The sequence below is a fragment of the Streptomyces sp. GL_148 genome (genome assembly GCF_057834205.1).
On the sequence record NZ_CM174396.1, the window covers coordinates 5,990,322 to 6,015,905 of the forward strand.

The 25,584-nt window shown below is 71.9% G+C and carries 25 protein-coding genes; 9 read left to right on the plus strand and 16 right to left on the minus strand.

The window, feature by feature from the left end:
• Nucleotides 1-61: 61 nt before the first annotated feature.
• The gene (locus tag AC3IYI_RS27645; RefSeq protein WP_489406258.1) at nt 62-1,096 is read right to left on the minus strand and encodes an LLM class flavin-dependent oxidoreductase; all 1,035 of its coding nucleotides are present in this window, start codon (nt 1,094-1,096) and stop codon (nt 62-64) included.
• Nucleotides 1,097-1,337: 241 nt separating this feature from the next.
• On the opposite strand from AC3IYI_RS27645, the gene AC3IYI_RS27650 reads away from it, so the two are divergent.
• Nucleotides 1,338-1,691: an ATP/GTP-binding protein gene (locus AC3IYI_RS27650; RefSeq protein ID WP_243336248.1), complete on the plus strand. Its 354-nt coding sequence runs from the start codon at nt 1,338-1,340 to the stop codon at nt 1,689-1,691.
• 29 nt (nt 1,692-1,720) lie between these two features.
• On the opposite strand, the gene AC3IYI_RS27655 is transcribed toward AC3IYI_RS27650, so the two are convergent.
• From AC3IYI_RS27655 to mce, 7 genes are all read right to left on the minus strand, one after another.
• A complete protein-coding gene (locus AC3IYI_RS27655) occupies nt 1,721-2,587 on the minus strand; it encodes an ABC transporter permease (protein ID WP_489406259.1) in 867 nt (288 codons plus the stop codon).
• Nucleotides 2,584-3,804 (minus strand): ABC transporter ATP-binding protein, encoded by a 1,221-nt coding sequence (locus AC3IYI_RS27660; protein ID WP_489406260.1) that lies wholly within the window; start codon nt 3,802-3,804, stop codon nt 2,584-2,586. Before AC3IYI_RS27660 ends, AC3IYI_RS27655 begins: the two co-directional genes overlap by 4 nt.
• A 136-nt stretch (nt 3,805-3,940) precedes the next feature.
• Entirely contained in the window at nt 3,941-4,714 is a 774-nt protein-coding gene (locus AC3IYI_RS27665) for an ABC transporter permease (protein WP_489411690.1), read from the minus strand.
• 2 nt (nt 4,715-4,716) lie between these two features.
• Entirely contained in the window at nt 4,717-5,712 is a 996-nt protein-coding gene (locus tag AC3IYI_RS27670; protein WP_489406261.1) for an ABC transporter ATP-binding protein, read from the minus strand.
• Nucleotides 5,713-5,857: 145 nt separating this feature from the next.
• Nucleotides 5,858-6,796 carry a cellulose-binding protein gene (locus AC3IYI_RS27675; RefSeq protein ID WP_489406262.1) on the minus strand — a complete coding sequence of 313 codons (939 nt, stop codon included), beginning with the start codon at nt 6,794-6,796 and terminating at the stop codon, nt 5,858-5,860.
• A 202-nt stretch (nt 6,797-6,998) separates the two neighbouring features.
• A complete protein-coding gene (gene scy / locus AC3IYI_RS27680; protein WP_489406263.1) occupies nt 6,999-11,588 on the minus strand; it encodes a polarized growth protein Scy in 4,590 nt (1,529 codons plus the stop codon).
• Between the two features lie 180 nt (nt 11,589-11,768).
• Entirely contained in the window at nt 11,769-12,197 is a 429-nt protein-coding gene (gene mce / locus AC3IYI_RS27685; protein WP_489406264.1) for a methylmalonyl-CoA epimerase, read from the minus strand.
• A gap of 137 nt (nt 12,198-12,334) precedes the next feature.
• Between mce and AC3IYI_RS27690 the strand changes: the two genes are divergently transcribed.
• From AC3IYI_RS27690 to AC3IYI_RS27700, 3 genes are all read left to right on the plus strand, one after another.
• Complete coding sequence (locus tag AC3IYI_RS27690; protein ID WP_243336255.1) at nt 12,335-13,531, plus strand: acetyl-CoA C-acetyltransferase; 1,197 nt, start codon at nt 12,335-12,337, stop codon at nt 13,529-13,531.
• Between the two features lie 97 nt (nt 13,532-13,628).
• Nucleotides 13,629-14,615 (plus strand): methylmalonyl Co-A mutase-associated GTPase MeaB, encoded by a 987-nt coding sequence (meaB, locus tag AC3IYI_RS27695; RefSeq protein WP_489406265.1) that lies wholly within the window; start codon nt 13,629-13,631, stop codon nt 14,613-14,615.
• A 40-nt stretch (nt 14,616-14,655) separates the two neighbouring features.
• The gene (locus tag AC3IYI_RS27700) at nt 14,656-14,730 is read left to right on the plus strand and encodes a 50S ribosomal protein bL37 (protein ID WP_099895366.1); all 75 of its coding nucleotides are present in this window, start codon (nt 14,656-14,658) and stop codon (nt 14,728-14,730) included.
• A 69-nt stretch (nt 14,731-14,799) separates the two neighbouring features.
• Here AC3IYI_RS27700 and AC3IYI_RS27705 read toward each other — a convergent pair whose 3' ends face one another.
• The 5 genes from AC3IYI_RS27705 to AC3IYI_RS27725 all read right to left on the minus strand — a co-directional run bounded on the left by AC3IYI_RS27705 (nt 14,800) and on the right by AC3IYI_RS27725 (nt 18,117).
• The gene (locus tag AC3IYI_RS27705) at nt 14,800-15,363 is read right to left on the minus strand and encodes a PepSY domain-containing protein (protein ID WP_489406266.1); all 564 of its coding nucleotides are present in this window, start codon (nt 15,361-15,363) and stop codon (nt 14,800-14,802) included.
• Between the two features lie 110 nt (nt 15,364-15,473).
• A complete protein-coding gene (locus tag AC3IYI_RS27710) occupies nt 15,474-15,950 on the minus strand; it encodes a MarR family winged helix-turn-helix transcriptional regulator (RefSeq protein WP_489411691.1) in 477 nt (158 codons plus the stop codon).
• Nucleotides 15,951-16,019: 69 nt separating this feature from the next.
• Nucleotides 16,020-16,817, minus strand: a complete 798-nt coding sequence (locus tag AC3IYI_RS27715) for an AIM24 family protein (RefSeq protein WP_489411692.1) — start codon at nt 16,815-16,817, stop codon at nt 16,020-16,022.
• Nucleotides 16,818-16,828: 11 nt separating this feature from the next.
• Entirely contained in the window at nt 16,829-17,479 is a 651-nt protein-coding gene (locus AC3IYI_RS27720; protein WP_250744760.1) for an AIM24 family protein, read from the minus strand.
• Complete coding sequence (locus AC3IYI_RS27725) at nt 17,479-18,117, minus strand: AIM24 family protein (RefSeq protein ID WP_489406267.1); 639 nt, start codon at nt 18,115-18,117, stop codon at nt 17,479-17,481. Before AC3IYI_RS27725 ends, AC3IYI_RS27720 begins: the two co-directional genes overlap by 1 nt.
• A gap of 150 nt (nt 18,118-18,267) precedes the next feature.
• On the opposite strand from AC3IYI_RS27725, the gene AC3IYI_RS27730 reads away from it, so the two are divergent.
• Nucleotides 18,268-18,612 carry a DUF3817 domain-containing protein gene (locus tag AC3IYI_RS27730; protein ID WP_489406268.1) on the plus strand — a complete coding sequence of 115 codons (345 nt, stop codon included), beginning with the start codon at nt 18,268-18,270 and terminating at the stop codon, nt 18,610-18,612.
• The gene (locus AC3IYI_RS27735; protein ID WP_266904380.1) at nt 18,609-18,905 is read left to right on the plus strand and encodes an MTH1187 family thiamine-binding protein; all 297 of its coding nucleotides are present in this window, start codon (nt 18,609-18,611) and stop codon (nt 18,903-18,905) included. Before AC3IYI_RS27730 ends, AC3IYI_RS27735 begins: the two co-directional genes overlap by 4 nt.
• A 38-nt stretch (nt 18,906-18,943) precedes the next feature.
• Here the strand turns inward: AC3IYI_RS27735 and AC3IYI_RS27740 are convergent, their stop codons facing one another.
• Together AC3IYI_RS27740 and AC3IYI_RS27745 are read right to left on the minus strand one after the other, a co-directional pair.
• Nucleotides 18,944-19,396 carry a hypothetical protein gene (locus AC3IYI_RS27740; protein WP_489406269.1) on the minus strand — a complete coding sequence of 151 codons (453 nt, stop codon included), beginning with the start codon at nt 19,394-19,396 and terminating at the stop codon, nt 18,944-18,946.
• Between the two features lie 32 nt (nt 19,397-19,428).
• Nucleotides 19,429-19,752: a hypothetical protein gene (locus tag AC3IYI_RS27745; RefSeq protein ID WP_489406270.1), complete on the minus strand. Its 324-nt coding sequence runs from the start codon at nt 19,750-19,752 to the stop codon at nt 19,429-19,431.
• 59 nt (nt 19,753-19,811) lie between these two features.
• Here AC3IYI_RS27745 and AC3IYI_RS27750 point away from each other — a divergent pair, with 59 nt between their 5' ends.
• The 3 genes from AC3IYI_RS27750 (at nt 19,812) to glxA (ending at nt 24,407) form a co-directional block, all read left to right on the plus strand.
• Nucleotides 19,812-20,438 (plus strand): cysteine peptidase family C39 domain-containing protein, encoded by a 627-nt coding sequence (locus AC3IYI_RS27750; protein WP_489406271.1) that lies wholly within the window; start codon nt 19,812-19,814, stop codon nt 20,436-20,438.
• A 171-nt stretch (nt 20,439-20,609) separates the two neighbouring features.
• A complete protein-coding gene (locus AC3IYI_RS27755) occupies nt 20,610-22,373 on the plus strand; it encodes a glycosyltransferase family 2 protein (protein WP_489406272.1) in 1,764 nt (587 codons plus the stop codon).
• Nucleotides 22,374-22,376: 3 nt separating this feature from the next.
• Complete coding sequence (gene glxA / locus AC3IYI_RS27760) at nt 22,377-24,407, plus strand: radical copper oxidase GlxA (protein WP_489406273.1); 2,031 nt, start codon at nt 22,377-22,379, stop codon at nt 24,405-24,407.
• Nucleotides 24,408-24,422: 15 nt separating this feature from the next.
• Here the strand turns inward: glxA and AC3IYI_RS27765 are convergent, their stop codons facing one another.
• Entirely contained in the window at nt 24,423-25,442 is a 1,020-nt protein-coding gene (locus AC3IYI_RS27765) for a glycoside hydrolase family 6 protein (RefSeq protein ID WP_489406274.1), read from the minus strand.
• Nucleotides 25,443-25,584 lie beyond the last annotated feature (142 nt).

Below are 25,584 nucleotides of genomic sequence, written 5' to 3' on the forward strand. Positions count from 1 at the left end.
TATCGCCGCACGACCGGTACCTCGCTGCCGCTCCGGTGCCAACGGAGCGGCAGCCCTGGTCTCAGCCGAGCCGGGGAAGCACCTCGGTGCCGAGGCGCCGGAGGTTCTCCTCGGTCGCGGCGAGGTCACCCGATCCCTCCGTCAGCAGGGCGAACCGCGTGATCCCCGTACGTTCCGACGTGGCCGCCAGCCGGTCGGCCGCCAGCTCCGGTGTGCCCACGGGGTGGAGATCGCACAGCAGCTCGGTGTACGCGACCGGGTCCCGCATCGCCCGCTGCCGTCCGTCCACCGTGACGTGCGCGTCCAGGCCCTGCTTGAGCCAGCCCGGCATCGCCTTCAGCAGCGTTTCGCGGGCGTCCGCCGTCCGGTCCGCCAGCTGGCAGACCCCGGCCGACACGTGGCCGGCCTCGGGCGAACGCCCCGCGGCCCGTGCCGTACGCCGCCACAGCTCGACCATGGCGGCCTTGTCCTCGTCCCCGCAGTGCATGCCCAGCAGCATCGGCAGTCCGCGCTCCGCGGCCATCCGTACCGAGCCGGGGGAGGTGCAGGCGACGATCAGTTCCGGCCCTGTCCCGTCCCCGTGCAGCGCCTCCGACGCGCGGGGTACGACGGCCACTTCGCGGAAGCCGTACCGGCCTCCGGCCGCGGCCCCGGGCGCCGCCCCCACGCGCGGCTCGGTCAGCCAGCGCCGCAACAGGTCCAGGTCCTCCGGGAAGCGGTTCTCGTACGCGTCGAGCCCGCCGCCGAAGACCTCCAGGTCCACCCAGGGACCGCCCCGGCCCACCCCCAGGGTGAACCGCCCCTCCGAAGCCAGGTGCAGCAGGGCCGCCTGCTCGCCCAGGGCCACCGGGTGGGTGCTCGGGAGCACGCTCACCGCCGTGCCCACGCGCAGCCGCCGGGTGCGGCCCAGCATCAGGGCCGCCAGGGTCACCGCGGACGGGCAGACCCCGTACGGGACGAAGTGGTGTTCGGCGAGCCAGACCGAGTCGAGCCCGGCCTCCTCGGCCACCTCGGCGGTCCGCACCGCCCGGTGCAGTGCCTCGCCCTGTCCCTGTCCCGGGAACTGGGCCGCCAGTACAAATGCTCCTACGCGCATCGCCTTTAGCCTCCTCGCGGCTGACGCGGCCTCCCCCAGGCGGACCGTTTTCCTCATCGGCAACAACGTCTGACACGTGCCAAAGGCACGGCCTGACCGGAAAGTTATTGGGATTGTCAGGCCAGTCGCGCCAACCTGCTGCCCGGTACTACGGTCGTCTTCGGCCACCCTGCGGGTACCCGGGCTCGCTGCGCGTAGTCTGGGAGAAAGTCACTGCCGTCCGCCCATCCGTGAGGTATACGTGTCACCGCGCCACAACCGCCCCAGGGGCGGCGAGAATCCAGCCGATCGTTCGGACCAGGGCTCGGGTTCGGGCCCGGGCGCGGGCGGTCTGGACCGGTACGGCCTGGAGCGCACGGAGGAGTACCAGGGCGAGGACTGGAAGGTCCGGCACGTCGCGGGCGCGAGCGCGGCGGGCAAGCGCTACCGCTGCCCCGGCTGCGACCAGGAGATCCCCTCCGGCACCCCGCACCTGGTGGCCTGGCCCGAGTACGGCGGGGTCGACGACCGTCGGCACTGGCACAAGGCCTGCTGGAACGCGAAGGACCGCCGCACCTCCAAGGTGCAGCGGTCGCGCAACGCTCCCAAGTACTAGGCCGGACCGGCACGGTCCGGAAGGGACAGCTAGACGTCCCGGCGGCCGACCACCACGTACGAGCCGGCGACCGCGGCGCCCGTCACCAGCAGGATCACCGCCATGTGGCTCAGGCTGCCCGGGACCGCCATGCCGCCGGCCGCGGGGTTGGGGTCCGAGGCGTTGGTCGGCATACCGAACAGCTCCATCATCGCCACCGGCGGGTTGTACTGGAGCAGGACCCGGCCGACCGGGGCGACGGCCTCCCAGATGCTGAGCACTCCCCCTATCACCGGCGGCAGCGTGACGACGCCGAGCATCACGGCGATCGCCCCCGCCGCGTGCTTCACCAGCGCCCCGACGGCCAGGGCCAGTACGCCGAGCAGGGTGACGTACAGGCTGCCCACGAGCCCGGAGGCCCACTCGGAAGCCGGGTGCGGCCCGGCGGCGGGGCCGTCGCGCAGGATCGACGCGGCCAGCCCCACCAGGCAGACCGAGCCGGCCGTGGTGAGGAACGCGGTGAGGCCGAAGACGAGGTACTTCGCGGTGAGCACCCGGTACCGGTCGGGGGCCGCCGTGAAGGTGGTGCGGACCAGGCCCGTGCCGTACTCGGAGCTGATCGTCAGCACCCCGAGCACCATCACCGAGAGCTGACCGACCAGCAGTCCGAACAGGGCGGGGGCGGTGAACGGCATCTGCTCGTAGTCCCGCGACCCGGTCTGCGCGATGACCGCGCAGCCGATGCCGAGGACGAGCAGCACCAGCGAGCCGAGCGTCCACATCGTGGAGCGGACCGAGGTCAGCTTCGTCCACTCCGAGGCCAGCGCGTGCCCCAGGTGCGGCCGGGGGGTCGGCAGCGGCGAGGTGTAGCCGGCCGGGCCCCGGTCCCCGGCGGTCGCGGTCGTCGGGGCGGTCATCGGGTGTCCTCGGGCTTCTGGGCGGGGGTGCGCACGGGGTCGGGGGAGCGGGTGGTCCCGGGGGAGTGCTCGGGCCCGGGGGAGTGCTCGGTCCCCGGAAACGCGGCCTCGGGGGACGCGGCCTCGGGACCGGCGAGCTCACCGGGGCTGCCGGGCATCAGGAACGGCCGGCCGCCGGTCCCGGGCGGCGGGGGCGCGAAGAAGCCCGCCTGCGGGACCCGGAGGGCATCGGCCGCCTCCTCTTCCTCCCACTTCGGGACGCTCAGCGGTTCGGGCTCCCAGAGCTCGGCGCGCGGGTCCTCGGTGGAGGTGAACTCGACGGAGGACTGGGTCATCCGCATGTACGCCTCCTCCAGCGAGGCCCGGTGCGGCGACAGCTCCCACAGCCGTACGCCGGCCGCGTGCGCGAGGTCGGAGATCTGCGACAGCTCCAGCCCGGTCACCCGCAGCGCCCCGTCGGGCTCCCGCAGGACCCGGCCGCCCGCCTTGGTGAGGACGGAGCCGAGGGTGTCCCAGCCGCCCGGGTCGGTGTCGGCCGTGCGGACCCGGGCGAATCCGGCCGAATTGTGGGTGATGAAGTCCTGGGTGCCCATGTCGGCGAGCAGCCGGCCCCGGCCGATCACGATCAGGTGGTCGGCGGTCAGGGCCATCTCGCTCATGAGGTGGGAGGAGACGAAGACGGTGCGGCCCTCGGAGGCGAGCCGGCGCATCAGATTGCGGACCCAGAGGATGCCCTCGGGGTCGAGGCCGTTGACCGGCTCGTCGAAGAGCAGCACCTGGGGGTCGCCGAGCAGGGCGGTCGCGATGCCGAGCCGCTGGCCCATGCCGAGCGAGAAGCCCTTGGCGCGCTGCCGGGCCACGTCCTTGAGGCCCACGACGCCCAGCACCTCGTCCACCCGCTTCTCGGGGATCCCGGAGAGCTGGGCGATCGACAGCAGGTGGGTGCGGGCCCGGCGGCCGCCGTGGACGGCCTTGGCGTCGAGCAGGGCCCCGACGTGCCGCTGGGCGTTCGGGAGCTCGCGGAAGGGCAGGCCGTTGACCGTGACCCGGCCGGCGGTGGGCCGGTCCAGGCCGACGATCATGCGCATCGTGGTGGATTTCCCGGAGCCGTTGGGCCCCAGGAATCCCGTCACGTGACCGGGCTTGACCTGGAAGGAGAGGTCGTCGACAGCGGTCTTCGCGCCGAAGCGCTTGGTCAGGCCGACTGCCTCGATCATCTTTGCTGCCCCTTGCCAGGCCGGGACGACTCTCGCCCGCGTAAGGGTTAAGAGGATATCCAGTCCCTTGCGGTTCCACGTCGTCCCGGACCCTGAGCTACCCCTGAGAACCGACCCGGGGATCCCCCGTAGTACCTCAGGCGTCCCTCTTCTTGAGGACCAGCAGGCCGCCGGCCACCGCGGCGAGCACCCACAGCAGCATGATTCCGAAGCCGGCCCACGGGCCGTAGGGGGTCTCGGGGCCCCCGAAGGCGTTGGGTACGACCTGCATGATCCGGGCCCCGGCGTTGCTCGGCAGGTACTGGCCGACCGGACGGGTCGCGTCGAAGCCGTTGAGGAGCGTCGAGACGATCAGGAAGAACGGGATCAGGATGCTGATGGAGGCGACCGAGCTGCGCAGCATGGCCGCCACGCCCATGCAGAACAGGGAAATGAGCCCCATGTACAGCCCGGCGCCGATCACGGCGCGCAGGACGTTGTCCGCGCCGATGCCGATGCCGGCGTCACCGAGGAGCGCCTGGGTGAGGAAGAACGACACGAAGCTGGTCAGCAGTCCGACGGCCAGGGCCAGCCCCGTCGCCACGGCCATCTTGCCGAGCAGGAAGCGCGTGCGGTGGGGTGTGGCGGCCAGCGAGGTGCGGATCATGCCCGTGCTGTACTCGGTGCTCACGACCAGCACACCGAAGACGATCATCGCCAGCTGTCCGAATTGCATGGAGGCGAAGCTCATCGCGGTGGGGTCGAAGGTGGCCCGGTCGACCGCGTCCATGCCGTTCGTGTCGAACGTGGCGCTGAAGAGAGCGGCGAACCCCACGGTGATGAGGAAGGCCAGAGCGAGCGTCCAGCTGGTGGAGGCGACCGTGCGGATCTTGGTCCACTCGGACTGGAGGACTGCGGGGAAGGAGGACATGGTCACTTGCCGCCCTTGCGCGTCGCTTCGTAGCCGGCGCCCCAGGCGGGGACGTCTGCCGGCCGGGCCGGGTTGTCGAGGGCCATGCCCGGCGCGTGGGCGTGGTACTCGACGGAGTCCGCCGTCATGCGCATGAACGCTTCCTCCAGTGAAGCCCGCTGCGGGCTGAGTTCGTGCAGCACGATCTGGTGCTGGGCGGCCAGCTCACCGAGCCGTTCCGATTCGACGCCGTCGATCTCCAGCGCGCCGGTGGCCGGGACGCTGATCGCGTCGATCCCGGTCTCGTGCAGGAGGTCCTTCAGCCGTTCCTGCTGCGGAGTGCGCACGCGCACGTAGCTGCGGGAGTTCTGCTGGATGAAATCGGCCATGGACAGGTCGGCGAGGAGTTTTCCCTGTCCGATGACGACCAAATGCTCTGCGGTCAGGGCCATTTCGCTCATCAGATGGGAAGAAACGAAGATCGTCCTTCCCTCCGCCGCGAGCCCCTTCATCAGATTGCGGATCCAGAGAATTCCCTCCGGGTCCAGACCATTGACGGGTTCGTCGAACATCAAGATCTCCGGGTCGCCGAGCAGCGCGGAGGCGATGCCGAGCCGCTGGCCCATACCCAGCGAAAATCCTTTCGACTTCTTCTTGGCGACGGGCGTCAGCCCCACCAGGTCCAGCACCTCCGCGACCCGGCTCTCGGGGATCCGGTTCGACTGCGCGAGGCAGAGGAGGTTGTTGTAGGCGCTGCGGCCGCCGTGCATCGCCTTCGCGTCCAGCAGTGCCCCGATGTACTTCAGCGGCTCCGGCAGGTCCCGGTAGTGCTTCCCGTCGATCCGGACCGTACCGCTGGTCGGGTTGTCGAGGTCGAGCATCATGCGCATGGTCGTGGACTTGCCCGCCCCGTTGGGGCCGAGGAAGCCGGTGACCACCCCCGGTCTGACCTGGAAGCTGAGGTTGTCCACGGCGGTCTTCGCGCCGAATCGTTTCGTAAGGCCCTCAAGCTCGATCATTCCGCCACGCTAGAACGCCAGAGGGCCCTACGCCACCTCTCACAGGTGACGAAGGGCCCTCGGTGTCGAAGCGGATTGTCGCCTTCCGTCAGCCAAGTGTCGGAAGCCTTCCGGCGACTCGCTCCTCGCGACTCGCTCCTGCCGACTAGCGGCTCTGCTGCGCCGGAACGCCGCGGGTGACCGGCTCGTCGTCGATCGGCGCGGAGGCGGCGGCGACCGCGGCACCCGTCAGCGTCGCCAGCATCTCGCGGACGTTGGTGAGCTGCGCGTTGATCGAGTCGCGGCGGTTGGTGAGCGCCGCCAGCTCGCGCTCGGACTCGCTGCGGATCCGGTCGGCCTTGGCGTTCGCGTCGGCCACGATGTCCTCGGCCTGGCGCTGCGCGGTCTCCACCGTCTGGCGGGCGCGACGCTCGGCGTCCGTACGGAGCTTCTCGGCCTCCAGGCGCAGCTGCTCCGCGCGGTGCTCGATCTCCGCGAGACGCTTCTCGGCCTTGGCCTGACGGCCGGCCAGGTCGCGCTCGGACTGCTCGCGGCGCTTGGCCAGGTTGGTCTCGAAGTCCGCGGCGGCCTGGGCGGCCTTGGCGCGGGTCTCCTCGAAGAGCGCGTCGGCCTCCTCGCGCTTGGAGGCGGCGTCCTTCTGGGCCTCCGTGCGCAGAGAAGCGGCGTCGCCCTTGGCCTTCTCGACGATCCGGACGCCCTCGTCCTCGGCGGTGGACTTCCGGTCGACGGCGAACGACTCGGCGTCGTTGCGCACCTGCTGGGCGGCCGACTCGGCGAGCTCGCGGTGCTGCTCGGCCGCGCGACGGGCCTCCTCACGGAGGTCCTTCGCCTCCTCCTCGGCCAGGCGCAGGATCTTCTCGACCCGGGCGCCGAGACCGGCGTACGACGGCTCGGCGTCGGTCACCTGAGCCTGGGCGTTCTGCGTCTCGAGGTGCAACTCCTCGATCCGCTTTTCCAGAGAGTTGATACGTCCGAGGGCGCCGTCACGGTCGGAGACCAGCTTGGTGATGCGGTCGTCCACCTGACCGCGGTCGTAACCACGCCGCACGAGCTCGAAGCCGAAGGGGGAGGATGTGTCGCTCATGGGGTTCCTGTCGAATGAGACCGATGAGGTACTACGCGAGGTGTTAGGTGTTAAGGGGAATCCTAGGCGCCAAGACGGCGTGTCATCGAGTCAATCCGCGTTTGATCTGGACAATGACACCCCTTTTGAGTGGCAAGGCGCCAGAATGCTTGTCACTCGTTCGCCTGAACCCCCATCGGGAGCACAGCATCGAGCATGCTGACTAGCCCTCTGACGTCTTGCCACCCGAACGAGTGGAACCCGCTGTCGCACCGGCCTTCACGCCCCCCGCGCCCTGGCCGCCGACCCCGGGTTTCGCGCCACCCGAAGGCGCCTCGAATGATTCCAACGCCTCAAGAACGTCCTGGACACGGGAGATCTCCGCCTGAATGTCCTCGCGCCTGCGCACGAGGACCTCCAGCTCGCGCCGGCCCTCCTCGACGAGCCGCGCGGCCTCCGCCGTCGCCTCCGCGAGAGCGCCCTCGGCAGCCCGGACCAGCTCGGCCTTCTTCTGCTCGGCCTCCTTGAGCAGCGCCTCCGCCTTGCGCACCGCGGCGATGCGGACCTTGCTCGCCTCGCTGCTCGCGTCCGACACCAGCTCCTTGGCCTTCGCATCGGCCTCGACGCTCTGCTCGGTCGCCGCCCGCACCAGCTTGTCCACGCGCTCGCCGGCCGACTTCATCTGCTCGGCCGACTCGCGGCGGGCCCGCTGGTGCAGCTCCTCGACCTCCGCCTCGACGCGGCCGCGCAGCTCCTCCGCCCGGTCCCTTATGGCCGCGGCGTCGCTGCGCGCCCCGACCAGCAGCTCGTCGGCGTCCGTACGGGCCTTCTCCACCAGGGAGTTGCCCTCCACTGTCGCCTCCGAGGCGATCCGCGCGGCCTCCTTGCGCGCCGCGTCGACCATCGCGTCCGCCTGCTCCTCGGCCGCCGTCGTGGCGGCCAGTGCCTGCTTCTGCGCGTCCCCGGTGAGCTTCTCGGCCTCCGAGGAGGCCTCCGTGATCAGCCGGTCGACCTGGGTCGCGGCCTCGCTGCGGCGCTTGTTGGCCTCTTCGCGGGCCTCGTCCAGCACCCGCTCCGATTCGGTGCGCGCCTCGCCCCGGATCCGCTCCGCCTCGGTCGCGGCCTCGGCCTTGACCCGCTCGGCCTCGGACCGGGTACGGGTCGCGTGCTCCTGCGCCGAGGACAGCGCCTCGGAGGCCTCGGCCCGCAGCCGCTCGGCCTCGTTCGCCGCCTCGCCGACCGTGCGCTCGGTGTCCTTGCGGGTCTGCTCGGTGAGCCGGTCCGTCTCAGCGACGGCCTCGCCGACCAGGTGGTCCGCCTGCTCGGCGGCCTCGGTACGGATCCGGCCCGCCTCGGCGCGTGCCTCGTCCAGGGTCCGCTCGGACTCCCGCTCGGCGCTCGCCAGCGTCTCGTTCGCCGCGATGGTGACCCGGTCCGCCTCCGCGGTGGCCTCGCCGATGATCCGGCCGCCCTCCGCGCGGGCGTCGTCCAGGGTGCGTGCCGCCTCGGCGCGCAGCCGGTCGGCCTCCGCCGCGGCCTCGCCGACGGTGGCCTCGTTGGCCGTGCGCGTCTCCTCGACGAGCCGGTCGCCCTCGGTGCGTGCGTCGACGAGGATCCCCGTCGCGTCCCGCTCGGCCCCGGCCAGCGTCTGCGCGGCCTGCGCCGTGAGCCGCTCCGCCTCCGCCTTCGCCCCGTCCAGGGCGGCGGCCGCCTCGGCGCGCAGCGCCTCGGCCGCGGCCCGGGCCTCGCCGATCGTGGCCTCGTTGGCCGCGCGGGTCTCCTCGGTGTGCCGCTCGGCCTCCGAGGTGGCCTCGGAGATCAGGCGGTCCGCCTGCTCCGCCGCCTCCGTGCGCAGCCGGTTCGCCTCGGAACGGGCCTCGTCCAGCGTGCCCGCGGCCTCGGTACGGGTCGCCTCGGCGGCGGCCTCGGCCTCGGCCGTGAGCCGCGCCGCCTCCGCCGCGGCCTCGCCGACCGTGGCCTCGTTGGCCGCGCGGGTCTCCTCGGTGCGGCGCTCGGCCTCGGCCGTGGCCTCCGCGACGATCCGGCCGCCCTCGGCGCGTGCGGCCTCCAGGGACTCCGCGGCCTCGCCGCGGATCCGGTTGGCATCGTCCCGGGCGTCGGCCTTCGTACGGGCCGCGTCGCGCTCGGAGGCGGCCAGCGCGTCGGTGGCCTCCGTGCGCACCCGCTGCGCGTACTCCGCGGTGTCCGTGCGCAGCTGCTCGGCCTCGGCGATCGCGTCGCCGACCGTGCGCGCTGCCAGCTCCTTCGCCGCGTCCGTCTCGGTGCGCGCCTCGCTGCGGATCCGGTTGGCGTCCTCGGTGGCCCGCTCCCGCTCCGCGTACGCGTCGGCGCGGACCCGGCCGGACTCCTCCTCGGCCTCCGTCCTCGTACGCTCCGCCGCGTGCTCGGCCGCACTGCGCAGCCCCGCGACCTCTTCCTCGGCCTGCTCGTGCAGCCCGGCCACGGCGTCGCGCACCTGCTGGGCGGTGGCCTCGGCCGCCGCGACCACCTCGGACGCGCGCCGCTCGGCCTCCTCGGTGAGCCAGACCGCCTCGGCCGTGGCCTCCTCGGAACGCTTGCGGGCCTGGGCGAGGAGCTCCTCGCTCTCCTCACGGGCCTGCGCCCGCTCGCTCTCCGCGTCCGTACGCGCCGAAGCCAGGGTCTCCTCGGACTCCCGGCGGCGCCGGGCGGCCTCCTCCTGGGCGGCGGCCAGCGCCTCGGCCGCCTCCTGCGCGACCCGCTCGGCGGCGGCCTTGGCCTCCGCGCGCAGCCGGTCGGCGGTCTCCTGCGCCTCGGAGCGCAGCCGCTCCGCCTCCGCCTCGGCCTCGCCGGTCAGCCGCACCGCGGTCTGCTCGGCCTCCGCGCGGACCCGGCCGGCGTCCTCGGCGGCGTCGGTGCGCAGCTGGTCGGCCTCCGCTTCCGACTGCGCCTGCAGCGTGCGGATCCGCTCCGCCGACTCCGCGCGCAGCCGGTCGCTCTCCTCGGTGGTCTCCTTGCGGATGTTCTCGGCGGCCGCCCGGGCGTCGCGCAGCGTCTGCTCGGCGGTCGCCAGGCGTCCCTCGGCGTCGGTGTGCAGCCGGACGAGCTCCTCGTCGGCCTCGGCCCGCTTCGCGGACAGCGCCTGCTCGGTCTCCTCGCGCCGCACGGCCGCCGCGGCGTCCGCCTCGGCCCGTACCGACTCGGCCTCTTCCTCGGCCTCCGCGCGCAGCCGCTCGGCCTCGGCGCGGGTCCGCTCCAGGGTCTCCTCGGCCTGCCTGCGCAGCGTGGTGGCCCGCTCGACGGCTTCGCCGCGGACCCGCTCGCTCTCGGCGGTCGCGCCGGAGCGCACCTCGTCGGCGTCGGCCCGGGACTTGCCCAGCAGCTCCTCGGCGGTGCGGGCCGCCTCCTCGATCTGCTGGACCGCCTCGCGGCGGGCCTCACCGCGGATCCGCTCGCCCTCGGCGACGGCCTCGGCGCGCAGCTGCTCGGCCTCGCCGCGCAGCCGGCGGGCCTCCTCCTGGAGCTCGACCGTACGGGCCCGGTACTCCTCCGTGTCGTCCTTCGCGGCGCCCTTGAGCTCATCGGCCGTGGTCGCGGCCTGGGCGCGCAGCCGCTCGGCCTCCGCCTCGGCCTCGCCGCGGATCCGCTCGGCCTCCTCGGACGCCGCCCGGGTGGTGGCGCGGGCGTCCTCCGAGGCCTTGTTCAGTACGTCCTCGGCGGTGCGGGCCGCCTTCGCCAGCTGGGCCGCCGTGTCCTCGGCCGCCGCCGTACGGGCCTGCTCGCCGGCCTCGGCGCGCAGCCGGTCGGTCTCCGCGCGGGCGTCGGCGAGCGCCTGCTCGGCCTCGGCCTTGAGGGTCTCGGCCTCCTTGTTGGCCTCGCCGACCAGGCGGGCCACCTGCTCCTTGGCCGTACGGGTGCGCTGCTCGTTGACGGATTCGGCCGAGGCGAGCTGCCGTGCGGCGCTCTCCTTGGCCTCCGCCAGCAGCTTCTCCGCGGCGGCGCGCGCCTCGCGCAGGGCCCCTTCGGCCTCCTGGGTGCGCTGCTCGGCGACCCGGCCCAGGTCCATCGTCTGGCGGCGGGTCTGCTCGGCCTCGGCGGAGGTGGTGGAGCGCAGCCGCTCCGCGTGCTCGGTGGCCTCCTGGGCCTGCGCGGAGGCGGCGGTCAGCAGCCGCTCGGCCTCCTTGCGGGCGCGCAGCAGCGTCGACTCGGCCTCGGCACGGGAGGATTCGTTCTCGGAGGCGAGCCGGCGGGTGGCCTCGGAGGCGACCCGGGCCGCCTCGGCGCGAGCGGCGTTCAGGGTCTGCTCGGCCTCGACGCGGGACTCGTCCAAGAGCCGGCGGGCCTGCGATTCGGTGCGGGCGCGCAGCTGCTCGGCCCAGGCCACGTTCTCGTTGACGTGGGCTTCCACCGTCTGGCGGCGCTCGCTCAGCTCCTGGTCCAGGCGCTGGCGGCGGTTGACGGCCTCGGCGTGCAGCTCGGCCTGGAGGCGCGCCTGGTGCTCGGCGTGCTCCTGGAGGATGCGCTGGGTCTGGGCCCGTACGTCACGGAGCTCGCGCTCGGCGTCGGAACGCATCTGGTCGGCCTGGATCTGGGCATTACGGAGCAGCTGCTCCGCCTGGTAGCCCATGTCCGCGCCGTCGTAGGCGGGGCGGGACGCCAGATTGCGGCGTACCTCGTGGAGCTTGGCGCGCAGCACCTCGACCTGGTACCCCAGGTCATCGGCGTGCTGGACGGCCTTCCCGCGTTCCTTCTTCAGCCGCTCCATCTCGGCTTCGAAGCGCGAGAGATGGTCGGCCTCGGCCTGATGACTCTCCTGGCTTTCGTAGCCCCGCACAGCGCGGTCCCATCCGTCCCCTGGTCGCAAGCTCAAACCAAATGAGCGCCGTCCGCCCGCTGAACGACGCCCCCGGGGAATGGTGTCAGATTCCGGGTCGGGCGATACAGGCCCCGACCCCGTCTCCGCACCGAACCCCGGCCGAGCCAAAGCCACTCTACCGGCCGGGGAAACGGGACATCAGTGCTCGGGGTTGCTCGTGACCAGTTCGGTGAGGACGCCGTGGCAGTCCTTGGGGTGCAGGAAGGTGATGGAGGAGCCCATCGAGCCGGTGCGGGGCTGGTCGTAGAGGACGCGGACGCCCTTGCCGCGGATGGCCTCGGAGTCGCCGCGGACGTCCTCGGTGCCGAAGGCGATGTGGTGGACGCCCTCGCCGTTCTTCGCCAGCCACTTGCCGACCGCGGAGTCCTCGCGGGTGGGCTCCAGGAGCTGGATGTAGGAGGCTCCGCCGTCGGAGGTCCCGTTGATCTTCAGCATGGCCTCGCGGACACCCTGCTCCTCGTTGACCTCGGAGTGGAACACCTCGAAGCCGTACGTGGCACGGTAGAACTCAACCGTCTTGTCCAGGTCGAGGCAGGCGATCCCGATGTGGTCGATTCTTGTCAGCATGGACACAGTGCAGCGCTACCGGAGGCGGTTACGCAACGTGCGCGCGATCACACTGGCGGGCCGGTGACGGCACGGGTACCGCTCAGTACATTCGGGTAAACCCTCGTTCACTCCTCATCTTCAAGGGGCTGTGCTCCATGTCCGGAACGAACAACACCACGTCAGTGATCGTCGCCGGGGCCCGCACGCCCATGGGGCGACTGCTCGGCTCGCTGAAGTCCTTCTCGGGTGCCGACCTCGGCGGCTTCGCCATCAAGTCCGCGCTGGAACGGGCCGGGATCTCCGGCGACCAGGTCCAGTACGTGATCATGGGCCAGGTGCTCCAGGCCGGTGCGGGCCAGATCCCGGCCCGCCAGGCCGCCGTCAAGGGCGGGATCCCCATGAACGTGCCCGCGCTCACCATCAACAAGGTGTGTCTCTCGGGCCTGGACGCCATCGCGCTGGCGGACCAGCTCATCCGTGCAGGTGAGTTCGACATCGTGGTCGCGGGCGGTCAGGAGTCCATGACCAACGCCCCGCACCTGCTGCCGAAGTCCCGCGAGGGCTTCAAGTACGGCGCCATCGAGATGCTCGACGCGATGGCCTACGACGGTCTCACCGACGCCTTCGAGAACATCCCGATGGGCCTGTCCACCGAGACGCACAACACCCGCCTCGGCATCGAGCGGGCCCCGCAGGACGCGTTCGCGGCCACCTCCCACCAGCGCGCCGCCGCCGCGCAGAAGAACGGCGTCTTCGAGGCCGAGATCACCCCGGTCGAGATCCCGCAGCGCAAGGGCGAGCCGGTGGTGTTCTCGCAGGACGAGGGCATCCGGGCCGAGACCACCGTCGAGTCCCTCGGCAAGCTGCGTCCGGCGTTCGCGAAGGACGGCACCATCACCGCCGGCACCTCCTCGCAGATCAGCGACGGCGCCGCCGCGGTGGTCGTGATGAGCAAGGCCAAGGCCGAGGAGCTGGGCCTGGAGTGGCTCGCCGAGATCGGCGCCCACGGCAATGTGGCGGGCCCGGACAACTCGCTCCAGTCGCAGCCCTCCAACGCGATCCTGCACGCCCTGAAGAAGGAGGGCCTCGGCGTCGAGGACCTCGACCTCATCGAGATCAACGAGGCCTTCGCGGCGGTCGCCGTGCAGTCGATGAAGGACCTCGGAGTGACCCCGGAAAAGGTGAACGTCAACGGCGGCGCCATCGCCCTGGGTCACCCGATCGGCATGTCCGGCGCCCGTGTGGTGCTGCACCTGGCGCTGGAGCTCAAGCGCCGCGGCGGCGGGGTCGGCGCGGCCGCCCTGTGCGGTGGCGGCGGGCAGGGCGACGCGCTGATCGTCCGCGTCCCGTAGGGGAGGGGCGGCCGTCCGGCCGCCCGCACCCGTAGCCGTACCCGTACGAGACCCGCGGGACCCGCGGGACCCGCGAGAACGAAGGAGCGCAGCAAGAATGACGGCGGTGGACGTCCCCCAGCTGGTGGCCCAGGCCCGTGAGGGCAGGCCGCGAGCGGTCGCCCGGCTGATCTCGCTGGTCGAGGGGGCGTCCCCGCAGCTGCGCGAGGTGATGGCCGCGCTGGCGCCGCTCACGGGCAACGCGTACGTGGTGGGCCTCACCGGCTCCCCGGGCGTCGGCAAGTCCACGACCACCTCGGCGCTGGTCTCCGCGTACCGGCAGGCCGGCAAGCGGGTCGGCGTCCTGGCCGTCGACCCGTCCTCGCCGTTCAGCGGGGGCGCGCTGCTCGGCGACCGGGTACGGATGTCGGACCACGCCTCCGACCCGGGGGTGTACATCCGCTCCATGGCCACCCGCGGCCACCTGGGCGGACTCGCCTGGTCCGCCCCGCAGGCGATCCGGGTGCTGGACGCGGCCGGCTGCGAGGTGATCCTGGTCGAGACCGTCGGGGTCGGGCAGTCGGAGGTGGAGATCGCGGCTCAGGCCGACACCTCGGTGGTGCTCCTGGCCCCCGGGATGGGCGACGGGATCCAGGCCGCGAAGGCGGGCATCCTGGAGATCGGCGACGTCTACGTGGTGAACAAGGCCGACCGGGACGGCGCGGACGCCACCGCCCGGGAGCTGAACCACATGCTGAGCCTGGGGGAGTCCCGGGGCAAGGGCGACTGGCGGCCGCCGATCGTCAAGACGGTCGCGGCGCGCGGTACGGGCATCGACGAGCTGGTCGAGGCGCTGGAGAAGCACCGGGCGTGGATGGACGAGCGCGGGGTGCTGGCGCAGCGGCGTACGGCCCGGGCCGCGCGCGAGGTGGAGACGATCGCGATCACCGCGCTGCGGGCCCGGCTGGCCGACGTGCACGGCGACACCCACCTGGAGGCGCTGGCCGGGCGGGTCGCGCTGGGCGAGCTGGATCCGTATGCGGCCTCGGACGCGCTGCTGGCGACTCTCACGGAACCGGATGCGGAGCCCGCGGGCCGGCCATAGACTGGCGAACGCCCGGAATGCCCCAACGCAGGGAGGTTTCATGGCGAAGCGCGGTAACAAGAAGCGAGCCCGCAAGAAGAAGAAGGCCAACCACGGAAAGCGTCCCAACGCCTGACCGTGAGGACTGACCACACACGAAGAGCCGCACCCCGTTCGCGGGGGGCGGCTCTTCGTGCGCCTGTTTTTAGTTGTCCTCGTCGTTCTCGTCGCTGTCGGGGGACGTGGTGACCTTGGCGGACGTGGGGTCGACATGGACGTTCTGCGTCTTGCCGTCGGATTCGATCTCCACGCTCCAGTAGCGGACGTTGGTGGCGTCGTCGTTGTACCACTCCACCGACTGGACCTGGCCGGGACGGGCGGCGAGGGCTGCCTTCGTGGCCTCCTGGGCGGTGACCTCCGCGGCGAGCAGGGCGGCGTCCTCGTTGCTGTCACTGTCCTCGTCGGTGTTTTCGAGGGTGACCTTGCCGGAGGCCGCGTCGACCAGCAGCTCCGCGTGGCGGCCGTCCTTGCCGACCACGTCCACGTGCCAGACCGGGCCGTCCTTGTCGAAGGACTCGATGACTCCGGGGTAGTGCTTGACCGCCGCCGCGGCTGCCTCCTCGGCATCGACTTGGGCAGGCAGGAGCGGGGAGGCGGCGGCGGTGGCCGCTGCCGCGCCGGCGGTGGACGCGGCAGCGGCCGCCACGGTCCCCCCGGCCAGCAGGACCGCGGCGGCCGCGGCGGACGTGACGTACAGGGTGCGCTTCATGGCGTGACCTCCTCGGGCCGGCCATGGCGCTTACGGTTGCTCGGCGGCGGCCGGCGAGCGAGCGTTACCGCCCATTCTCCGGCCTGCGGCCGCGGAGCGCCGCTCGGGCCTCAGGCCTTGCCGCGGCCCGAGCGCAGGTGCTCCGCGACCGGGCCGAGCGCGGCGCGCAGCGCGGCGATGGCGTCCGGGGTGAGCAGGTCGATGAAGTGCCGGCGGACGGACGCCACGTGGTGCGGGGCGACCTTGCGCATCGTCTCCATGCCCTCGGGGGTGAGGACGGCGTAGAGCCCGCGGCGGTCGGACTCGCAGTTCACGCGGCGGACGAGGCCCGCCGATTCCATGCGGGTGATCTGGTGGGAGAGCCGGCTCTTGGACTGCAGCGTCGACGTCGCGAGATCGCTCATCCGCATCCGGTGTTCCTCGGATTCGGAGAGGTTCACGAGGATCTCGTAGTCGTTGTTGGTGAGCCCGAACGGCTGGAGGTCCTTTTCCAGCTGGTGCGACAGCAGTCTGCTGACGTCCAAGTGGGTGCGCCAGGCGCACTGCTCGGCGTCGTTCAGCCAGGGGGTGGCCGTCTCGGTCTCGATGGTCTCCATGAAAGAACTCTACCTAAGAAGTTGAATCGCGTACAAAAATACGCCGGGGTGAGAGGTTTCCTACAGCCCGAAGCGCCGCTGGAGATCACCCAGCTGCCCCGGCATCCGCGGTACGCCCATCTGCCCCAGCGGACCCTGTGCGGGTACGCCCTGGGCGTTGCCGGCGGCCGCGCCGGGGCCGACGGTACCGACCGCCTGCTCCGCCATCAGCATCTCCGAGGACTGCAGCAGCACCGTACCCGCGCCGACGAACTCGAACTGGTGCTCCTCGCCCGAGGAGCCCCCGATGCCCGTCAGCGAGCGCAGGCCGCCGATCACGCCCGACATGTACCCGTGGTCGTAATGGTGACAGGGGGAGGGGCAGTCCGCCCACCCCACCAGCGCCTGCGGGTCCACGCGTAGCGGCGGCTCCATGAACACCACCGGCCCGTTGGAGGCCGCCACGAACTTCCCGGTTCCGATCAGGGTGAGGAAGCCCGGCACGATCGACTGCTTGAGCGCGAGCGTGGGCTGGTAGGCGAGCAGGTTGCCCGACCGGATGGTCAGGTTGCCGTTGTCCAGGTCGTACGAGTTCACGTCGAAGGCCCGGTCGGCGAGCAGCATCTTGCCCTGGCCCTCGGCCACCACCCAGTCGCTCGCGTGCAGCGGCGAGTGGAAGCTGGTGCGCAGCAGCCGGTCGAAGCGGCCGTGGCCGATGCCGTTGAACTCGATGCGCCCGTAGTAGGCGATCATCTTGCCCTTCTGCAGGAACCACTGGCTCCCCTTGAGCTCCACGCAGAAGGTGTAGGCGTTGACGTTGTCGTCGGACGGCAGGGTGTACGGGTCGAAGACGGTCGGACCTCCCGGTCCGCCGGTCACGGGACCAAAGTTCACAGTTTCTCCTCCGACGCCTGTACGTACACCGCGCCCTGACCGGACAGCTCCAGCTGGAACGCCTCGCCTGAACCGCGCCCGACCATGTCCCGCCAGCCCAGCGCCGTGGACAGCTTGTTGCGGACCTCGCCGTGGTGGGCGACGTAGGCCTGCGGGTCCACGTGGATCGGGCGGTTCGGGTGGATCGGCAGCTCGATGACGCCGCCGTGGGCCATCACGGCCACCGAGCCGTGGCCCTTGAGGGTGGTGGTGAACAGGCCCTGGCCCGTGACCTGGCCGCGGACCATGCCCATGACCCCGCCCTGCGCGCCCATGAACATCGTGCCCTGCTGCAGGGTCCCGTCGAAGGCGAGCAGCCGGTCGGCCTCCACGTAGAGCGTCTCGCCGGTGAGGCTGATGACCTGGATGTGGTGGCCGCCGTGGCCGAACATCACGGTGCCGCTGCCCTCGACCTCCATCAGCGGGGTCTGCTCGTTCGCCACCCGGCGACCGATCATGCCCATCACGCCGCCCTGGCCACCGGTCAGGCTCGGGGTGAAGGAGACCTCGCCGCGGTAGGCGAGCATCGCGCCGCGCTGGCTGTACATCTTCTGCCCCGGTACGACCTGGGCCTCGACCATCTTCGAGTTGATCTCGCGGAACGGCATCAGACGTCGCCCCCGATGGTGTTGCGCTCGCTGGGCTGCACGTACACCAGGCCCTCGCCCTCGAAGCGGATCTGGAAGGACTCGCCCGAGCCCTCGCCGATCAGCGTGCGGAAGTTCACACCGGACTGGAAGGACTGCTGGAGGTTGCCGGTGTGCGCGATGTACGCCCCCGGGTCGACGGACAGCGGGTACTGGGCGCTGACGCGCAGCACCACGGCCGGGCCGTCGGACATGATCGCCGCCTGCCCGCTGCCCTCGACGGTGGTGGTGAACAGGCCGTTGCCCGTGCTCGCACCCCGCAGGCCGGTGAAGGTGGTGCCGGTGCGCAGGCCGGCATCGGTGCACAGCAGGTTGCTGGACTCGACGTACAGCTTCTCGCCGCGCAGATTGACCAGATTGATCTCACTCGCCCGGTCGGCGAAGAAGCAGGTGCCGTGCCCCTGCACTTCCATCACGGTCATCTGCTCGCCGGTGAGCCGCCGGGTCACCATTCCGCGGAGGCCTTCGCCGCCGCCGGTCATCTTCTTGAAGGCCACCTGGCCGTCGTACGCGACCATGGAGCCGTTTTTCGCTTTCACGGCGTCCCCGGTCAGGTCGACGGCGAGCACCTTGCTGCCTTGGAGTCGGAACTGAGCCACGGGAAGACGTTATCCGCAGCGGGCGGCACCGAACAGAGCCCGTTGGCCGATATCCGTCCCGGTCCGCCGGGGCCCGGGCCCCGCGCCAAGATCGTCCGGGGCGGCTGAGACACTGGGACGGACCCCCGGCACCCACCCCGAAGGTTCCACGTGGACATCAAGACCGCTTCCGCCCTGCACCGGCTGCGCCTCATTTCCGTACCGGAGGCGCTCTCGTTCCCGGCGCTGCTGATCTTCGGCTCGGTGCTGAGCCGGATCTCGGACATCGACTACCTGATGATGCCGCTCGGCATCATCCACGGGATCCTGTTCGTCATCTACGCCGTCTTCCTGCTGGACGTCTGGCTCAAGGCGAAGTGGCCCCTGAAGAAGGTCGCGCTGTTCTTCCTGCTGGCGCTGGTCCCCTTCGGCGGGCTCTACGGCGACCGCCTGCTGGGGCGCGACGAGGCGGCCGGCGTGCTCGCCGCCCGCGCCCGTGAGGCGGCCCGCGCATGATGATCGCGTTCTCGGTGACCCCGCTGGGCGTCGGCGAAGAGGTCGGCGAGTACGTGGCCGACGCCGTCCGCGTCGTGCGCGCATCGGGGCTGCCGAACCACACGGACGCCATGTTCACCACCATCGAAGGTGAGTGGGACGAGGTGATGGACGTGGTCAAGCGCGCGGTGGCCGCCGTGGAGGAGCGCGCACCCCGGGTCTCCTTCATCCTCAAGGCCGACATCCGCCCCGGCGTCACGGACGGCATGACGTCCAAGATGGAAACGGTGGAACGCCACCTCGCCGGGGGCTGACCGGATCACGAGACCCGTCGGACCACACGACCGTCGGCTCACACGGCGTGGACGTGGACGTCGGGCGGATTGAGTACTGACAGGTACGCGGTGATGTCCTCGGGGTCGCTGGTGAAGATCACCGCGCTGCCGTGCTTCGAGGCGGCCAGGGCCACGGCGGCGTCCACTGCGTCCGGCCGTTTCTTCGGGGGGAGTTCGGCCTCCCCCAGGACGGCGGCGACCCGCCGCCAGTCCGCCAGGTCGAAGCCCGTCGCGCAGGCGATGCACTCCGGACGGCCCGCCCTGGTCTCGCGCATCGGCGGGGCCGAAGTCCGTGCCTGTGGCACGGTGCAGTCTCTGAGCACCGTGGCCAGCGCATGGACCAGTGCCGGGTGGGGGCGCCACACCTGTGCCAGCACCGGACCGAGGACGAGGGCCCGGTGCGGGGTCTCCTTCAGGGCTTCATGCAGGTGGACCGCCTTGGCCTTGCGGTCGGCGAGAGCGATGAGCATCCCGGTGTCGTATACGGGGACCCTCCCCGCGCTCACGCGGCTTTTCCGGGACGCGCACCGGATCGATCCGCCCCGTAGACGAGACCGAGGGCGGCTTCGACCTCCCGCCGTTCCTGCTCCGTCAGTTCCGGGACGGCCACGTCCGCCTGCGGTGCGTTCGTGGCCTCGGCTTCGGCCGCCGCGATCAAGGCGTCCACATCCGCGAACTGTGCCTCTATGGCCTCGGTCTCGGCCATCTGTCGTGTCGCGGCGTGCACGAGGTACGCGGATACGTCCAGGCCGGCGTGCTCGGCGTGCCGCCTGATGCGCTCGGCTTGCTCCCGCTCAAGGCTGATGCTGATCCTGGTCTTGGTCACAGCCGGAGTGTATGACGCGTATTACGCCCGGGCCAGGCCGCCTGGCAGACTTCGCAGGCATGACCGCCTCCACGATCAAGCACGCCGTTCCGTACTACTCCCAGTGGGAGTCCGCCGGGCTGGTGCCCGAGTTCGTCGCGGGGGCCGACGCGGCCCGGGATCCGCTGTGGGCCGGGTCGGGGGCCGACTCCCCCGAGGAGTACGCCTTCTGGGCGCCCCGGATGTGCGGAGTGGCCTGCCTGCGGATGGTGCTGGGCCGCCTGGGGCGCCCGGTACCGCCGTCGGTGGAGCTGGTGAAGGAGCTCTGCGGGGCCGGGGCGTACGTGCGGGACGGGGATGCCGTGCGGGGGCTGATCTACCAGCCCTTCGCCGAGTACGTGAACGCCCGCTGGGGCCTGGACGCGCGCTCGGAGCCCCGGCTGGATCACGGGACCGTCCAGGACGCGCTCGCCGCGGGCGGACTGGCGATGCTGTCGGTCCACTGGTCGATCCGTGCCCTGGCCCCCGCGGTGGAGGCCAGGGGCGGTCACCTGGTGCTCGCCGTCGGGGCCACCGACGACGCCGTCCTGGTGCACAATCCCTCCGGCTTCCCGGACGGCTCCCAGCGGTACGCGCCCGTCCCCTGGGCCGATCTGGACCGCTTCTACGCCGGCCGCGGCATCCTGCTCGGCGGCCGGGCCGGCTGAGGGGCGCGGCCGGGGGCCCGGCGTCTCCGTTTCCCGGTGCGGTGACCCGTTCGGCCCTGTCCGCAAGGGCACGGAACGGAACCGCTCGGGTGGGTGCATCCCGTTCGACACGTAGAGGTATCTCCCCTTTCGTTGGGATACGTACCTCGGTTTCGAGCGCTGGAGGAAACCGTGCGGCAGGAAGCCTTCGACTACGAGACCCACAGCCGGCTGGCCGGCCCCTGTGAGGAGCCGGATCCCGCCGTCGCCTACCGGGTGAGGTACCGCTCCCTGCTCGCGCGCGAGGACCTCCGGACCCGAATACGGGCCGTCGCGCTCATGACGCTCGCCCCCGTCGCCGCCACCGGGCTGCTGCTCTACCTCGTCTGGCCCACGCACCGGACCGTCCGGGAGGGCGGCGAGGGCTGGCTGGTGCGGCTCGACGCCGTGATGCTCGGATCCGTCGCCCTGATCATGCTCTTCATGGTGGTCAACGTGATCTCGATCGCTCACGCCACGATGGTCGCCCGCGACCCCGTCCCGGTCCCCGCCGAGCCCGGCACCCGCGTCGCCTTCCTCACCACCTACGTCCCCGGCAAGGAACCCCTCTCCATGGCCGCCGCGACCCTGCGCGGGGCCGTGGCCGTCCGCCACGACGGGCCGCTGGACGTCTGGCTCCTCGACGAGGGCGACGACCCCGGGGCCAGGGAGCTGTGCGCGGCGCTCGGCGTGCGCCACTTCACCCGTAAAGGGGTCGCCGAGTGGAACACGGCCCAGGGGGCCCACCGGGCGAAGACCAAGCACGGCAACTACAACTCCTGGCTCGCCCGGCACGGCGCGGACTACGACTACTTCGCCTCCGTGGACACCGACCACGTGCCGCTCCCGCAGTACCTGGAGCGGATGCTCGGCTTCTTCCGCGACCCCGACATCGCCTTCGTCGTCGGCCCGCAGGTCTACGGCAACTACACCGCCTCGGTCACCAAGGCCGCCGAGTCCCAGCAGTACCTCTTCCACGCACTGATCCAGCGCGCGGGAAACCGCTACGGCGCCCCCATGTTCGTCGGCACCAACAACGCCGTCCGGATCAGCGCGCTGCGCCAGGTCGGCGGGCTCTACGACTCCCTCACCGAGGACATGGCCACCGGCTTCGAGCTGCACCGGAGCAGGAACCCCGGCACCGGGCGGTTCTGGCGGTCCGTCTACACCCCCGACGTGCTCGCCGTGGGGGAGGGGCCGAGCACCTGGACCGACTTCTTCACGCAGCAGCTGCGCTGGTCGAGAGGGACGTACGAGACCCTCCTGCGGCAGTACTGGCGCGGCTGCTTCCGGATGCCCCCCGGCCGCTGGCTCAACTACACCCTGATGCTCGTCTACTACCCGATGACCGCCGTCAACTGGCTCCTCGGCGTCCTCAGCTGCGTGCTGTTCCTGTGGTTCGGCGCCTCCGGCACCCAGGTCTCCTCCGAGGTCTGGCTGATGCTCTACACCGACGCCGCCGCCCTCCAGGTCGGCCTGTACCTGTGGAACCGCCGCCACAACGTCTCGCCCCACGAGCCGGAGGGCTCCGGCGGGCTCGCCGGCATGGCGATGTCGGCCGTCTGCGCGCCCGTCTACCTGATGTCGCTCGGCTCGGCGGTGCTGCGCACCCGGGGCCGTTTCATCGTCACCCCCAAGGGCGGCACCGCCAGCCCCGACCGGCTCGCGACCTTCCGCGTCCACCTCTTCTGGGCCGCCGTCCTCCTCGTCTCCCTCGCGGCCTCCGTGCGCTACGAGCACACCCACGCGGCCATGCGCGTCTGGGCGGTGCTCGCCCTGGCCGTCACCCTCGCCCCGCCGGCCGTATGGGCCGTGACGGAGCTGCGCGCCCGGACCGCCCGGGCCGCGCCCGGCGGGGGACCCGAACCGGGCGAGGGACCGGAGCAGGCCCTCGCGACGACCGCGGGAGGGAACTGAGCCATGGAGTACCGCCCTTCGAAGCAGTTCAAGAAGACGGCCCTGGGCGCCGGAGCCGTCGCCCTGCTGCTCGCGCTCAACGCGCCCGCCGCGCTCTCCTTCGCGGGAGACCGCTACCACTCGTACAAGATCGGGCGGGCCGGCTACCGCGTCCAGTACGGCTCGTGGGGGCTGATCGGCCTCCCAGAGGAGTACCGGATCAACGCCATGCACGCGGCGCTGCTGCGCACCGGCAAGGTGCTGCTGATCGCCGGCTCCGGCAACGACCAGCGCAACTTCGACAAGGGCAGTTTCTCCACCGTCCTGTGGGACCCGAAGGACGACAGCTTCAAGAAGGTCCCGACCCCGGAGGACTTCTTCTGCTCGGGCCACAGCCAACTCCCCGACGGACAGCTCCTGGTGGCCGGCGGGACCGCCCGCTACGAGGTGCTCGGCGGGAAGGTCACCCGGGCCGGCGGCGGCATGCGGGTCAAGAACGAGAGCCCCGACAAGGCGGTCAGACTGCCGAAGGGCACCGTCTTCCGGTCCCCCTCCGGCGTCGAGTACGTGTCGAAGTTCGCCGTCACCGTCCCCAAGGCCACCCGGCGGTTCGAGATCGCCCACGGGAGCGGCGGGCAGATGATGCCGTGGCAGACCAAGGTGGTCGCGGCCGAGGCGCGGGTCTTCGTGGAGGCGGTCCGGGAGGGCGCCGCCGGGCTGACGACGCAGGCCGCCCAGTACGCGGTGGCCGGGCTGACCGGCAAGGACGCCGGCAACGTCTACGGGCTCGCGGAGCGGCTCGGCGCCGACAAGCAGGACTTCCAGGGCATCAAGTCCGCCTACGAGTTCGACCCCGTGGCGGAGAAGTACGTACCGGTCGACCCGATGAGGGACGCCCGCTGGTACCCGACCCTGGTGGGACTCCAGGACGGGCGGGTCCTCGCCGTGTCCGGGCTCAACGACGTGGGCGACGTCGTACCCGGCGACAACGAGTACTACGACCCGAAGACGAAGAAGTGGTCCAAGGGCCCCTTCCGCTACTTCCCGACGTACCCCGCCCTCTTCCTCACCCAGGGCGGCAAACTGCTCTACACCGGCTCCAACGCGGGCTACGGCCCCAAGGGCAAGGGGCGCGAGCCGGGCGTGTGGGACCTGGCGACGAACCAGTACCGCAAGGTCGGCGGACTGGCCGACCCCGACCAGCTGGAGACCTCCTCGTCCGTACTGCTCCCCCCGGCCCAGGACCAGAAGGTGATGGTGCTCGGCGGCGGCGGAGTCGGCGAGTCCAGGCTGTCCACCGACCGCACGGCGGTCGTGGACCTCAAGGCGGAGGTGCCGGTCTTCCGGTCGACGGCCCGGCTGCCGCAACGGGTGCGCTACCTGAGCAGCGTGCTGCTTCCCGACGACTCCGTCTTCACCACCGGCGGCTCCGCCGACTACCGGGGCCGGGGCGCCAGCGACATCCGCAAGGCGCAGTTCTATTACCCGCGCACCGATGTCTTCGTGGCCGCCGCGGCCCCGACGGTCGGGCGCAACTACCACTCCGAGGCGCTGCTGCTGCCCGACGGGCGGGTGGCGACCTTCGGCTCCGACCCGCTCTTCGCGGACAAGGACAACACCAGGCTGGGCCGGTTCGAACACCGGCTTGAGGTGTACAGCCCGCCGTACCTCCACCGGGACCCGGCGCTGCGGCCGGTCCTGGGGGAGGGGCCCGAGGAGGTCGGGCTCGGCGGCTCCGCCACCTTCCGGGCACCGCGCGCCGAGCGGATCCAGCGGGCCCGGCTGATGCGGCCGAGCGCGGTCACGCACACCACCGACGTGGAGCAGCGCTCGATCGAGCTCGGGCTGGAGAAGACGGACGGCAGGGTGACGGTCACCGTGCCCGCGGACCCGACGCTGGTGCCGCCCGGCTGGTACATGCTGTTCGTGACGGACGCGGACGGCACGCCTTCGGTGGCGAAGTGGGTCCGGGTGCGACCGGCCCCGGAGCCGGCGCCGCCGGAGCCGCCGTCGCCGCCGCCGTCGGAGGCATCGCGGGACGGCTGGCTGAGTTAGGGGGGCGTGGCCGGGCTAGTCCGTGGAGCGGCGGGCCAGGCCCAGGGCGTAGTCCGGCCACCACTTTCCGGCCGGGGGGCCGCCGCGGCAGGTGCCGTCCGATTCGCCGGGGCGCTTGACCCAGAGGTACGCGTCCACGAGCGGGGCGTCCGTGGTGTCGGTCGGCGGTGTGCCGAGAGCACGGCCCGGCGGGTTGCACCAGGCCTGGCTGCGGTCGCCCTGGAGCGGGCCGTCGCCGTTGCGGCTGGTGTCGATGACGAAGTGCTTGCCCTTGGTGGCCTTGGAGAGGGTCGCGCCGTACTCCCGGCCGGCCGCACTGGGCTGGAAGTTGGAGACGTTGAGGGCGAAGCCGTCGGCGCGCTCCAGTCCCGCCTTGTAGAGGGGATCGACCAGGCTCTTCGGGTCCGGGATCCAGGCCGGATGGCCGGCGTCCAGGTAGACCTTGGTGTTCTTGTTGCGCTTGAGCCGGTCGACGGCCTCGGAGAGCAGCCGCAGCCGCTCGTCGCGGTGGGCTGCCTGGGTGCAGCCGTCCACGAGGTGCGGGACCGCGTCCGGCTCCAGGACGACCAGGGCCTTGGCGTCGGCGATGTTGTCGGCGAAGGCGCCGATCCAGCTCCGGTAGGCGGCGGCGTCCTTGGCACCGCCCGCCGAGTGCTGGCCGCAGTCCCGGTACGGGATGTTGTACGCCACGAGGACCAGGGTGCGGCCGGCCGCGCGGGCGCTCGCCCTGGCCCGGCGGATCTCGGGGCCGGGGTCGCCGGCCGGGCCCCACAGGGCCATCGGCCGGTCGGCGATGCGGCGCAGCACCTGGGCGTCGCTGTTGCGGCCCTGCGCCTCCCAGGCGGCGACCTGGCGGGCGGCGTCGCTCTGCGGGTCCACCCAGAACGGGGATTCGTCGACCAGGCCGACTCCCGCGGGGCGGTGGGGCGGTGCGGATTCCGGGTGCGCGGCGGGGGTGGGGGTGCAGGCGGCTGCCGCCGTGAGGGCGAGGGCTGCGGTGAGGAGGGTGGCGGGGCGGCTGCGGGGGGCTGGCATCCGGCTTCCTCGGGGCGAAGGGGCGGGCGGCGGGCGCGGGCGCGGCGGCGGGCCGGGTCATCGTGACATGGGAGCAGGTGGGGAGGGGGGCGACAGCGCCGCGTGCGTATGGGTGCTGCTGGGGGGCTTGGTCCCCTACCCG